Origin of the sequence: Klebsiella huaxiensis, assembly GCF_003261575.2 — a bacterium.
In the GTDB taxonomy this organism is placed as follows: domain Bacteria; phylum Pseudomonadota; class Gammaproteobacteria; order Enterobacterales; family Enterobacteriaceae; genus Klebsiella; species Klebsiella huaxiensis.
On record NZ_CP036175.1, the window covers coordinates 4,055,052 to 4,067,290 of the forward strand.

14 protein-coding genes are annotated in these 12,239 nt (G+C 52.4%); 8 read left to right on the top strand and 6 right to left on the bottom strand.

Annotation, left to right across the window (positions count from 1 at the left end):
• Positions 1 to 183 precede the first annotated feature (183 nt).
• From ycgZ to DA718_RS19415, 3 genes are all read left to right on the top strand, one after another.
• Positions 184 to 429, top strand: a complete 246-nt coding sequence (ycgZ, locus tag DA718_RS19405; RefSeq protein WP_112214433.1) for a regulatory protein YcgZ — start codon at positions 184 to 186, stop codon at positions 427 to 429.
• A 136-nt stretch (positions 430 to 565) separates the two neighbouring features.
• Positions 566 to 871 (top strand): hypothetical protein, encoded by a 306-nt coding sequence (locus tag DA718_RS19410; protein ID WP_142515279.1) that lies wholly within the window; start codon positions 566 to 568, stop codon positions 869 to 871.
• A 54-nt stretch (positions 872 to 925) separates the two neighbouring features.
• On the top strand, positions 926 to 1,192 hold the full coding sequence (locus DA718_RS19415; RefSeq protein WP_110276842.1) for a biofilm development regulator YmgB/AriR family protein: 267 nt from the start codon (positions 926 to 928) through the stop codon (positions 1,190 to 1,192).
• 232 nt (positions 1,193 to 1,424) lie between these two features.
• Here DA718_RS19415 and pdxR read toward each other — a convergent pair whose 3' ends face one another.
• Positions 1,425 to 2,894: a MocR-like pyridoxine biosynthesis transcription factor PdxR gene (pdxR, locus tag DA718_RS19420; RefSeq protein ID WP_112214435.1), complete on the bottom strand. Its 1,470-nt coding sequence runs from the start codon at positions 2,892 to 2,894 to the stop codon at positions 1,425 to 1,427.
• Positions 2,895 to 3,030: 136 nt separating this feature from the next.
• Here pdxR and DA718_RS19425 point away from each other — a divergent pair, with 136 nt between their 5' ends.
• A complete protein-coding gene (locus DA718_RS19425) occupies positions 3,031 to 3,486 on the top strand; it encodes a GNAT family N-acetyltransferase (RefSeq protein WP_112214436.1) in 456 nt (151 codons plus the stop codon).
• Positions 3,487 to 3,547: 61 nt separating this feature from the next.
• Here DA718_RS19425 and pgl read toward each other — a convergent pair whose 3' ends face one another.
• Positions 3,548 to 4,543, bottom strand: a complete 996-nt coding sequence (gene pgl, locus DA718_RS19430; protein WP_112214437.1) for a 6-phosphogluconolactonase — start codon at positions 4,541 to 4,543, stop codon at positions 3,548 to 3,550.
• A 347-nt stretch (positions 4,544 to 4,890) separates the two neighbouring features.
• Between pgl and DA718_RS19435 the strand changes: the two genes are divergently transcribed.
• Complete coding sequence (locus DA718_RS19435) at positions 4,891 to 5,709, top strand: pyridoxal phosphatase (RefSeq protein WP_112214438.1); 819 nt, start codon at positions 4,891 to 4,893, stop codon at positions 5,707 to 5,709.
• Here the strand turns inward: DA718_RS19435 and modC are convergent, their stop codons facing one another.
• The 4 genes from modC to DA718_RS19455 form a co-directional block, all read right to left on the bottom strand.
• Entirely contained in the window at positions 5,710 to 6,768 is a 1,059-nt protein-coding gene (gene modC / locus DA718_RS19440; protein ID WP_112214439.1) for a molybdenum ABC transporter ATP-binding protein ModC, read from the bottom strand.
• A gap of 2 nt (positions 6,769 to 6,770) precedes the next feature.
• Positions 6,771 to 7,460, bottom strand: coding sequence for a molybdate ABC transporter permease subunit (gene modB / locus DA718_RS19445; protein WP_112214440.1), 690 nt, complete (start codon positions 7,458 to 7,460; stop codon positions 6,771 to 6,773).
• A complete protein-coding gene (gene modA / locus DA718_RS19450) occupies positions 7,460 to 8,233 on the bottom strand; it encodes a molybdate ABC transporter substrate-binding protein (RefSeq protein WP_112214441.1) in 774 nt (257 codons plus the stop codon). Before modA ends, modB begins: the two co-directional genes overlap by 1 nt.
• 140 nt (positions 8,234 to 8,373) lie before the next feature.
• Positions 8,374 to 8,523 carry an AcrZ family multidrug efflux pump-associated protein gene (locus tag DA718_RS19455; RefSeq protein ID WP_004848993.1) on the bottom strand — a complete coding sequence of 50 codons (150 nt, stop codon included), beginning with the start codon at positions 8,521 to 8,523 and terminating at the stop codon, positions 8,374 to 8,376.
• 154 nt (positions 8,524 to 8,677) lie between these two features.
• Between DA718_RS19455 and modE the strand changes: the two genes are divergently transcribed.
• The 3 genes from modE to galE all read left to right on the top strand — a co-directional run bounded on the left by modE (position 8,678) and on the right by galE (position 12,231).
• Entirely contained in the window at positions 8,678 to 9,466 is a 789-nt protein-coding gene (gene modE / locus DA718_RS19460) for a molybdenum-dependent transcriptional regulator (protein WP_112214442.1), read from the top strand.
• Positions 9,467 to 9,533: 67 nt separating this feature from the next.
• Positions 9,534 to 11,009, top strand: coding sequence for a molybdate ABC transporter ATP-binding protein ModF (gene modF / locus DA718_RS30595; RefSeq protein WP_112214443.1), 1,476 nt, complete (start codon positions 9,534 to 9,536; stop codon positions 11,007 to 11,009).
• Positions 11,010 to 11,214: 205 nt separating this feature from the next.
• Positions 11,215 to 12,231 carry a UDP-glucose 4-epimerase GalE gene (gene galE / locus DA718_RS19470; protein ID WP_112214444.1) on the top strand — a complete coding sequence of 339 codons (1,017 nt, stop codon included), beginning with the start codon at positions 11,215 to 11,217 and terminating at the stop codon, positions 12,229 to 12,231.
• Positions 12,232 to 12,239: the final 8 nt, after the last annotated feature.

Genomic DNA, 12,239 nt, shown 5'->3' on the forward strand with positions numbered 1-12,239 from the left:
GCACATTCCCCAGATAGTACAGGGTCGGTTTAGTAAAAAATAAAATTACATATAAATCAATTAATTAATCAAACAATATAATCAAAAAAATAACATTTTTTCTCCATTTTTTATGTACAAGTTAACAATCATTGTATAACTTTAATGGCAACTTAACTGATGATTGAACTGACAGGAGCACATATGCAGCAGAACAGTTATATTCCTGACACAGCTAGCGCTATTGCCCATTATTTCAATAAAGCCTCTTTGCCTTCACAGCAGGAAACGCTGGGACAAATCGTGATGGATATCCTTTGTGAAGGCCGAAATCTGAATCGTAAATCTCTGTGTACCAAGTTACTGAGTCGCCTTGAAGTTGCTTCTCAACCTGAAGAAGAGAACCACTATCAAACGTTAATCGGTTTGCTCTTTGAGCGACAAGATTAAGCGTGCCAGCAGTAATCTGGTGAATTAGGTCGACACTGAAGAGTCTGATTTCACGGATGATACCAATACTTAATCAGAGCATCGACTTCAAACCAAATCTCCAGTCATGGAGACGACGGTAATCAGAGATACAGTTATGAATAGTGGTGAGATTGAACACTTAACAGATGTACTGATTGGAGAGGCTGTTCTCTCTCTACTCAAAAACAAGGGGCCGATCAATACTCAAGCTCTGGTAAATAAACTCCAGTCGATGCAGGTCGGTGAAACGGATAAAAAACGGCGAGATACAATTGGGCATATTATTGATGAAATAAATAATATGGTAGCTCTTCGAGGTAAGAAAAAGTCTCTGGGTACTTCAGGTGCGAAAAATTATTGGGATGACCCAAATGCTTTATTGGGTTCATCTTCGCAATCTGGTACAGGTAAAATGCACTGACCATTAATGGTCGATTCTTTAATTAACAAAGTTGAGAATATGATGAGACAGACTATGCATCAGCAATCAGATATCTACGCAGGCCTGAATGATACCGCACTCTCTGAGTATTTCCGCAATGCAGGCGACAGGCTGATCGATGAATCTGCAGTGATGTCCCTGGCCATTAGTAGTATCCTTGCCACTGAAGGGCATCTCAGTAATAAGGCTATTATATTCTGGTTAATTAATGCCCTTGAGACGACTAGCGATGTGGTGACGGCAGATGTTATCCGTAAGACGCTGGAAATTGTCGTAAGTTATACCATGGATGATATCTAAGATAGCAACAGGAATTAATGAAACAAGGAAGTCAGCTATTATTAATAGGTGGAATAACGGTTAAACAGGACCTGGGGATAGAAATAAAAGCCACCTACAGTATAATTTTTCCTAAAATTCGCCTCCTGTTGTCAGGTATAAAATCCACAACAGGAGACGGATATTAAATAAATATATGCAATATTTAATTAGCCTTTTTATAAGGCTAATTATATAAACACATTACCACGCGCTAAAGCACCGCAGCCAGACGCCTGACGCCATCGACCAGGATCTCCGGCGGATGGTTAGCAAAACCGAGTAAAATCCCCTCTCTCGCCATCGCCCGCTGACAGTATCGCTCAAAGGTCTGTACACCTAAACCTATCCGACGAGCCTTGTCTTCCACCTCTTTGGCTTTTAGACCATTCAGCAGCCAGCAGACTAAATGAACGCCCGAATCCGTCGGATGAACCGCCATACGTCCAGGAAAATAGTGCTCAATCGCCGCCTCCAGCGCACTTTTGCGCTCAAAACAAGCTTTGCGGATACGACGAACATGGCTGGCGTAGTGCCCCTCACTGAGAAAACGTGCCAGAACCGCCTGTTCCAGATAGCCGCTACTAAGATCGGTGTAATACTTGGTGATGGCAAACTGTTCACGTAAATGCTCAGGCACCACCAAAAAACCAAGGCGAAATTCCGGGTACATCATCTTAGAGAATGTCCCGGAATAGATAACCCGCTGATGTTTATCTAGCCCCTGCAAAGCCTGTAATGAACGGGCGGCGTAGCGAAACTCACTGTTGTAGTCATCTTCGAAAATCCAGGCCCGATGGGCTTCTGCCCATTCCAGTAAGGCAAGCCTTCTCGGCAGGCTGAGAGTTCCGCTGAGCGGAAACTGATGCGAGGGCGCGGTATAGACCAGTTTCGCCCCTGGGTAGTGCAATATTCCATCCTGAATATCCATGCCATCGCCATCAACACGAACGGGCCGGACGGAGACACCTCTGGCGGCGAATGCACCGCGAGCGCCGTTGTATCCAGGGTCATCCAGCCAAACCTCATCGCCAGGTACCAGCAATGCCTGAGTAGTGATCGTCAGCGCCTGTTGAATACCATTGACGATAATAATCTGATCTTCATGACAATTTACGCCGCGCGTCGCCTGAATATAGTGACTGATGGCTCGTCGCAACGGTAGATATCCGTAAGGCGTGGTGTGCATTCCTAGTTCACGACGCGACTGTCGCCAGATGCGCCCCAGCAATCGTCCCCATAAAGCGTGAGGAAAGAGATCGGTACAGCCGATACCCACCGCAAAAACCCGGTTCATCCCCCCACTTTCCTGGCTTTCGGACCATGAGGGTATCAATGCCGAGATATCGGGATTGAGTTGCCCGATAGCAGATGCTGCCGCTTCAGGCGCCGCTGGCGAATAATGCTCGCTAATGAAGTTATCCGGGATATGTTGGCAGACAAACGTGCCCGCGCCCTTGCGCGTCACCAGATACCCCTCATCCATCAGGCGATCGAAACCCGAGATAACCGAGTTCCTGGAGATCGCCATCATCTCAGCCAGCGCACGGCTTGAGGGGACTTTTGAACCCGCCGTCAAACGACCGTCAAGGATAGCGTTACGCAGGGCATGATAAACCTGATCTTTGATGATCCCGCGTTGTAATAACAGGTCCTGAAAGAGAGGAGCAACTGGTTTAGCCATGGCTATGAGAGATATTTTTAAGGTAAAAGTGGATCCTACAAATATATAGAAAGTGTCACTTTTTAGGAACCATAAGAACTTCTAACATGGCGCTCAGTGAGGACAAAACACCCATTTAAAAAAAATAAGGACCACTATGAATTTATCTCAAATCACCATCGAACCCGCAACCGACAGCGACTTTGCCCAGTGGTTGCCGCTGTGGAAAAGCTACCAGGTATTTTACCGCGTCGATATCCCGGAAACCGTGACGCAATTGACCTGGAGCCGTTTTTTAAATCCCATTGAATCGATGTTTTGCGCCGTAGCAAAGCATGAAGGATCGATAGTTGGGCTGGTGCATTACCTGTTCCATCGCACCACCTGGGCCGAAAGCGACTACTGCTATCTGGAAGACCTGTTCGTTGACCCGGAGGTTCGGGGCAAGCATATCGGTAAACAGTTAATTGAATATGTTCAGCAGCAGGCGCGTAAACGCCACGCTGCCAGCCTGTACTGGCACACTCATGAAACCAACCTGCGCGGCCAGCGTTTGTATAACTGGGTGGCGGATAAAAGCGGCATGATTGAGTATCGCATGCGGGTAAAATAACCGTCGACTCAAGCATAAAAAAACCTCGCCGCAGCGAGGTTTTCAGTCATAAGCAGCAGGCTTAGTACGCGTTAACCACCACCCACATTGGGCCCTGGCCGACGGCATAGCGCCCTTTTTCTTGCAACAGACCCTGCTCGCCTTCGATTTCATACACCGCAACATGATGTGATTTCTGACCAGCGGCAATCAGGTATTTTCCGCTGTGATCGAGGTTAAAGCCGCGCGGTTGTGCTTCGGTTGGCTGATAGCCTTCGATGGACAACACGCTGCCGTCTTCGGAGACGCTGAAGATGGTGATAATGCTGGCGGTACGATCGCAGGCGTAGAGGTGACGACCATCCGGGGTCAGATGGATATCCGCCGCCCAGCGAACACCGGTGAAATCAGAAGGCATCATGTCCAGCGTCTGCACGCACTCGATTTTGCCGTACGGATCTTTCAGCTCCCAGACGTCAACAGAGCTATTAAGTTCATTGACGCAGTAGCCGTACTGCTGGTTCGGATGGAACGTCATATGACGCGGGCCTGCGCCTTCAACGGTGGTCACTTCAGCCGGTTCTTGCGCGGCAAGGAAACCATCGTCGCTGAGGGTAAACAGGCAGATACGATCCTGCTTCAGCGCCGGAACCCATAGGGTGCGATTGTCCGGAGAGATATTTGCCGAATGGCAGCCTTCGAGCCCTTCAACCACGGTCACCGTTTCACCCGGCAGGCCATCGGTCAGCGGCGTCACGCTTACACAGCCCGAATTATAAGAGGCACTAAAAACAAAACGACCTTGATGATCGGTAGAAATATGCGTTGGGCTACCCGGCAGCGCGGCTTCGCCAGCGAAGGTCAGGGCGCCATTATCAGGCGCAATGCGGTAGGCCAGTACGCGAAACTCCGGACGCACGCCGACGTAGAGATACTCTTTGTTCGGGCTCACCACCATCGGCTGCACCTGACCTGGGGCATCAACAACCTGCGCCAGGGTCAGTTTCCCCTCAACATCCAGATTCCAGACGTGGATCTGCTGGCTTTCCGGGCTGGCGGTATAAACGGTTTGTTTCATGAATACTCCTTCCTCACTGCACGTGGAAATTTCATTTTTCAGACTAACAACACCCTGAAAAACACAATACGCATATATACCCGTCATACTTCAAGTTGCATGTGCGTTAGCTTTCCTCGCTCACCCCAGTCACTTACTGGAGTAAGTTCCAGGGGACTCCCTGCGTCGCTGCCTTCCTGCAACTCGAATTATTTAGGGTATACTACATGATTCAGGTTGCCTTGCAGCAGCCTGACGAATCAAGTGTACCGACTCTTTTAGCGGTAGATGCTGAAAAGTTTGCCCGAATGGCACAGCGGTGTACCATCATAGCCAGCTAACTTTTCATCATTAACCGGAAACAACACATGACCTCACGCGTGATTGCCCTGGATTTAGACGGCACCCTACTGACCGGAAAAAAAGCCATCCTCCCCGCCTCGCTCGACGCACTGGCTCGCGCCAGAGACGCTGGATACCAGGTGATCGTCGTCACCGGCCGACATCACGTCGCTATCCATCCTTTTTATCAGGCACTGGCTCTGGATACACCTGCAATTTGTTGTAATGGCACTTATTTGTATGATTATCATGCAAAAAAGGTTCTGGAGTCCGATCCGATGCCGGTAGATAAAGCCCTGAGCCTGACGGATATGCTGGTCGAACACGATATTCACGGCCTGATGTACGTTGACGACGCGATGCTGTATGAGCAACCAACCGGGCACGTTATTCGCACCGCTAACTGGGCGGAATCTTTACCCGTGGCGCAGCGCCCGGTATTCACTCAGGTCGCCTCTCTGGCCCAGGCGGCCCGTGAAGTGAATGCCGTGTGGAAATTCGCCCTGACCGATGAAGATACCGCAAAACTACAGCGCTTTGCCCAGCATGTCGGCCAGACGCTAGGTCTGGAATGCGAATGGTCGTGGCACGATCAGGTTGATATCGCCCGCGAAGGCAACAGCAAAGGCAAACGCCTGGCGCAGTGGGTAGCATCGCAGGGCCTGTCGATGCAGGATGTCGTCGCTTTCGGCGATAACTACAACGATCTTAGCATGCTGGAAGCCGCCGGTACCGGCGTGGCGATGGGCAACGCAGTGGATGAAGTCAAAGCGCGCGCCAATGTGGTGATTGGTGAAAACGAAACCACCAGCATCGCTGACTACATCAATCGCCACCTGCTTTAATCAGGCGGCGATTGACACGCTTTTTATTTGCGCATACAGCTGCTGGCCTGGGGTAATGCCCAGGTCATCGCGCGCCCACGGGCTAATACGAGCCCACAGCGTTCGACCACTAATTTCAAGCCTGACCTCAACCTGACCGTTACTTTCGATGCACTGCATCACCTGCGCGGGCAAAATATTACGGATGCTGGTTCTCTGCCCAGGCTGTAGTACCAGCGAGACATCTGAAGCCTGAATGCGGATACGCGCCGCTTCACCCTGCGGTCTGTCGAGCTGATTAACCCATATCTGCTGGTCGCCGAGCGCCAGCGCAGTCATCGCATACTGCGAATGCTGAGCGGCAATGGTTACATTGAGAATGGTGCTTTGCTGATCCTGCGGTAGCCAGGGGTGCATTATGCTGCTGCTCCACACCGCTTCCAGGCAGCCAAAAGCTTTCACTTTCCCCTCTTCCAGCACCAGCACTTTATCCGCCAGATGCTGAATCTCATCCAATGAATGGCTGACGTAGAGCATCGGGATGTTAATCTCCCGCGCCAGACGTTGCAGATAGGGCAACAGCTCGCGTTTACGTGGAATATCCAGCGACGCCAGCGGCTCATCAAGCAGCAGCAGCTCCGGTGCGGTGAGTAATGCCCGGCCAATGGCTACCCGCTGTTTTTCCCCACCGGATAGCCCTCCCGGTAGCCTGTCAAGCAGCGGCGCGATGCCAAGCAGATCCACCAGCTTATCGAACTGGTCGGCCATGCTCTTCGCCATGCCGTACTTCAGATTGCCGCGCACCTTGTAGTGCGGAAACAGGCGAGCATCCTGAAAAACATAGCCAATACGGCGTTTTTCCGGCGCCAGACAGATACGCTTTTCGACATCATTAAGCACTCTGCCGTTAAGCACGATACGCCCCTGCTGCGGGCGCGTTAGGCCACTGATGGCGTTAATCAAAGAAGTTTTTCCCGCACCGGATACGCCGAACACCGCCGTGATGCCGCTGGCGGGGAGCGTCTCACAGATCTGCAAACAGTGAGTGCCCAGCGTCTGGGTGAAATCAAGCTCGAGCATGGTTATTTCCCCATCCGTTTGCGACTAAGCCGGGCCAGCCATTCAGAAATCAGCAGCGATATCAGCGCCAGCACAATTGAAATCAAACACAGCCGTGCTGCCGCGCCTTCGCCGCCGGGGGTCTGAATCAGAGTATACATAGCCGAGGGAATGGTGCGCGTTTCACCAGGAATATTAGAAACAAAGGTAATGGTCGCGCCAAATTCGCCCAGCGAACGGGCGAAGGCCAGCACGGTACCGACGATAATTCCCGGAAGCGTTAAAGGTAGGGTAATGGTGAAAAACACCCGCCAGCGACCCGCACCAAGCGTGCGTGCCGCCTGCTCAAGCTTGACATCAACCCCTTCCAGCGCCAGGCGAATAGCCCGCACCATCAGTGGAAAAGACATCACCGCCGCCGCCAGCACCGCGCCGCGCCAGCTAAAGGCAAAGCTCAGACCAAACCAGTCATAAAGCCAGCTGCCGATAAAACCACGCCGTCCCATGGCAATCAATAACAGATAGCCCACCACCACCGGAGGCAATACTAGCGGCAAGTGGAGGATGCTATCGAGCAGCGCTTTGCCGGGGAAATCCCGTCGAACCAGCAGCCAGGAAAAAAAGATCCCGAAAGGTAAGCTAAACACCACCGCCAGGGATGAAACTTTCAGGCTCAGCAGTACCGCCTGCCATTCGGGATCGCTTAAGAACATTAGTGAGTCGTAAATCCGTAACGTTTAAAAATGGCGGAAGCTTCCGGTCCTTTCAGATAGTCATAAAATGCGCTAACCGTCGCATTTTTATGTCCGTCAACGATAGCCAGCGGATATTCCACTTTCTTGTGGGAATCTTCCGGGAAGGTGCCGACAACTTTCACGCCTTTACTGGCAACGGCATCAGAGCCGTAAACAATACCCAACGGGGCTTCGCTACGTTCAACCAGCGCCAGCGCACCGCGCACGTCTTCCGCTGGAGCCAGCTTCGGTGACAGCGTTTCCCAGGCACCCAGTTTTTGCAGCGCTTCTTTAGCATAGATACCCGCAGGCACGTGTTCCGGGTCGCCAACCGCCAGACGGCCGCCTTTCAGCAGGCTAGTCCAGTCTGTTTTATCATTGATAGTGATGTCGCCCTGAGCGCTGGCTTTCGGCGCAACGACAACCAGACTATTGCCCAGTAGAGTGGCGCGTGTCGCAGTATCGATGCTCTTTTTCTCAACCGCGTAATCCATCCATTTTTGGTCAGCGGAGATAAACAGATCCGCTGGCGCGCCTGCTTCAATCTGTCGTGCCAGAGTCGATGAAGAAGCAAACGAAGAAACTACATCAACGTTTTTCTCTTTCTTATACTCTTTAGCGATATCCTGCATTGCGTTAGTCAGCGATGCCGCTGCAAACACCGTAATTTTACCATCTTCCGCCAGCGCGTGACCTGCAACGGAGAGCGTTAACGTTGCTCCAGCAAAAAAGCGTAACCATTGACCTGCCATCTGAAACTCCTGTGAGTGCGTTATGTAGGAGCTAATATAGCGATAAGGCTGGGGTTTTCCCAGAGCAAATTAGGGGTAATTAGAGGCGGATCAATTGAGGGGAGAAATAAAAACGCCCGGCAGAACCGGGCGCAGGGAAATCAGTGATTTTGCGGTCTGCTGTCTTTGTGACCGGCTCCGGAGAAGAGGTTAAACACTTCGCCCAGCCCGTAAATCAGACCCAGGATGACGGCCATCACCACAGGGACCATGACTACGGCAAAAACCAGACTTTTCAATAGCTCTAACATGGTTGGCTCCAGAAAGTACGAATGCTTTATTGTAACGAATTCAGCCGGAAAAACACGCCCCATTTGTGCGGTGCCTCACAGGCCGCCGCGACAGATGCATCTTGCAAGATGACCGCTATCGGTCACAATAGCCTTTTTTCGTCAGGATATGATTATGCAGGCCGAAATTCTTCTTACCCTAAAATTACAGCAGCGCCTGTTCGCCGATCCCCGCCGTATCGCCCTGCTGAAGCAGATTGACCAGACCGGCTCCATTAGTCAGGGGGCAAAAAACGCCGGCATCAGCTATAAAAGCGCCTGGGATGCCATTAATGAAATGAATCAGCTGAGCGAACAAATCCTGGTCGATCGCGCTACCGGCGGTAAAGGTGGTGGCGGCGCCGTCCTCACCCGTTACGGGCAGCGGCTGATTCAGCTTTACGATTTGCTGGCGCAGATTCAGCAGAAAGCGTTTGATGTCCTGAGTGATGATGACGCCCTGCCCCTCGACAGCCTGCTGGCAGCCATTTCACGTTTCTCACTACAAACCAGCGCGCGCAACCAGTGGTTTGGCACCATTACCGGGCGCGACCACCAGCAGGTACAGCAGCATGTTGAAGTGCTACTGGCCGACGGGCAAACCCGCTTTAAAGTCGCCATCACCGCGCAAAGCGCCGATCGTCTGGGCCTTGATGAAGGTCAGGAAGTACTCGTGCTGTTGAAAGCGCCGTGGGTCGGTATTACCCAGGATTCAACGCTGGCGGACCAGGCTGATAACCAGCTAGCCGGACGTATCAGCCATATCGAACGCGGGCCGGAACAGTGTGAAGTGCTGATGGCGCTCCCGGATGGTCAGAGCCTTTGCGCCACCCTGCCGGTGGAGCAGACACGCGATCTGACGGAAGGCGCGGAAGCGATAGCCTATTTTAATGCCGATCGCATCATTCTCGCTACGTTGTGCTAATGGCATTGACATTACGCCCGTGAAGACGTATCCCTGAAGCACATCGCTGCAAAAAGTGGGATACACAATGTCATTATTGCAAATTTCGCAAGGCACGTTTCGCCTGAGCGACACAAAAACGTTAAATATTGAGCACCTCAGCGTGCGCGCTGGCGAAAGCTGGGCTTTCGTCGGCAGCAACGGCAGCGGGAAATCAGCCCTTGCGCGGGCGCTGTCCGGCGAGCTGACGCTGCTTAGCGGGCAGCGGGAATGTACTTTCTCGCGCATCACCCGCCTCTCTTTTGAGCAGTTACAAAAGCTGGTCAGCGACGAGTGGCAACGCAACAACACCGATTTGCTCAGCCCAGGAGAAGAAGATACCGGACGCACAGCGGCGGAAATCATCCAGGACGAATTTAAAGACCCTTCTCGCTGCGCCCGCCTTGGCGAACAGTTTGGTATTAGCCACCTGCTACAGCGACGCTTTAAATATCTCTCTACCGGCGAAACGCGTAAAACGCTGCTGTGCCAGGCGCTGATGGGCAACCCCGACCTGCTCATTCTTGATGAACCGTTCGATGGACTTGATGTCGCCTCGCGCCAGCAGCTGGCGGAACTACTGGCGACGCTTAATCGCGAAGGTATCACCCTTGTGCTGGTACTTAACCGTTTCGATGAAATACCAGAATTCGTCCAGTTCGCTGGCGTGCTGGCGGACTGCGTCCTGAGCGAAACTGGGGAAAAGCAGGCGCTGCTGAAACAGGCGCTGATCGCCCAGTTGGCGCATAGCGAAAAGCTTGACGGCATGACCCTACCGGAGCCGGACGCCCCGGCCGCGCGTCACGCGCTGGACGACAATGCACCACTCATCATGCTGAACGACGGCAGAGTTTCTTATAACGATCGGCCGATCATTAATCACCTGAGCTGGACGGTAAATCCTGGCGAACACTGGCAGATAGTCGGCCCCAACGGTGCCGGAAAATCCACTCTCCTCAGCCTGGTCACTGGCGATCATCCGCAGGGGTATAGTAATGACCTGACCTTGTTTGGCCGCCGTCGTGGCAGCGGCGAAACCATCTGGGATATTAAAAAGCATATTGGTTACGTGAGCAGCAGCCTGCATCTGGAGTACCGCGTCAGCACCAACGTGCGTAACGTGATTCTCTCAGGCTACTTCGACTCTATCGGCATCTACCAGGCTGTTTCCGACAAGCAGCACAAGCTGGTGCAGAACTGGCTGGATATCCTCGGGATCGACAAGCGCACTGCCGATGCGCCGTTTCATAGCCTTTCCTGGGGACAGCAGCGGCTGGCGCTGATCGTCCGCGCACTGGTCAAACACCCTACCCTGCTGATCCTTGATGAACCGTTACAGGGGCTAGACCCGCTCAACCGCCAGCTGGTGCGCCGCTTTATCGATGTGCTCATTAGCGAAGGTTCGACGCAGCTGCTGTTTGTTTCCCACCACGCCGAGGACGCACCGGACTGCATTACCCACCGCCTGGCGTTTATTACGAGTGGAGACGGTTACACTTACCAGGTGGGTCCGCTGGAAAATTAAGCCTGTACAGGGGTCTGCGGATCCCTGATTTTTTCAGAATTATGTCCACCGCAAATTATATCCAACTGTTTTTAAAATAAAAAAAATCAAATATAGTAATTGTGATTTTTAGTGTAAACGATTCCACCAATTTGGCCTGTGTCACACTTTTTCCATCTTTGGTATGCTATCTTCTTCTCACACGATAAGCCTATTGGAGCGAATCATGAAAGTACTGGTTACAGGTGGTAGCGGTTACATTGGAAGTCACACCTGCGTTCAACTGCTACTGCAGGGACATGAAGTGATTATTCTCGACAATCTCTGCAACAGTAAGCGCAGTGTATTGCCGGTCATTGAACGTCTCGGCGGGAAAAGCGCCACCTTTGTCGAAGGCGATATTCGTAATGAAGCGCTGATGACGGAAATTCTTCACGATCACGCGATTGAAGCCGTGATCCATTTCGCCGGTCTGAAAGCCGTCGGGGAGTCCGTCGCCAAACCGCTGGAATACTACGACAATAACGTAACCGGCACGCTGAAATTAGTTTCCGCTATGCGCGCTGCTGGCGTGAAAAACTTCATTTTTAGCTCCTCCGCCACCGTCTACGGCGACCAGCCAAAAATCCCTTATGTTGAAAGTTTCCCGACCGGCACTCCGCAGAGCCCGTATGGCAAAAGCAAGCTGATGGTTGAGCAGATCCTCACTGACCTGCAAAAAGCCCAGCCGGACTGGAGCATCGCGCTGCTGCGCTACTTCAACCCGGTCGGCGCGCATCCGTCGGGCGATATGGGGGAAGATCCGCAGGGGATCCCAAACAACTTGATGCCGTATATCGCGCAGGTTGCCGTTGGTCGTCGCGAATCGCTGGCGGTCTTCGGCAACGACTACCCGACCGAAGATGGCACTGGCGTTCGTGACTACATTCACGTGATGGACCTTGCCGACGGCCACGTCGCGGCAATGGAAAAACTGGCCGATAAAGCTGGCGTGCATATCTACAATCTTGGCGCAGGCGTCGGCAGCAGCGTGCTTGACGTGGTCAATGCCTTCAGTAAAGCCTGCGGTAAACCTATTAACTACCACTTCGCGCCACGCCGCGACGGCGACCTCCCGGCCTACTGGGCGGACGCTGAAAAGGCCGATCGCGATCTGAACTGGCGCGTGACGCGCAACCTTGACGAAATGGCGCAGGACACCTGGCACTGGCAGTCCCGTCATCCGCAGGGTTATCCAGACTAAGGAACCTT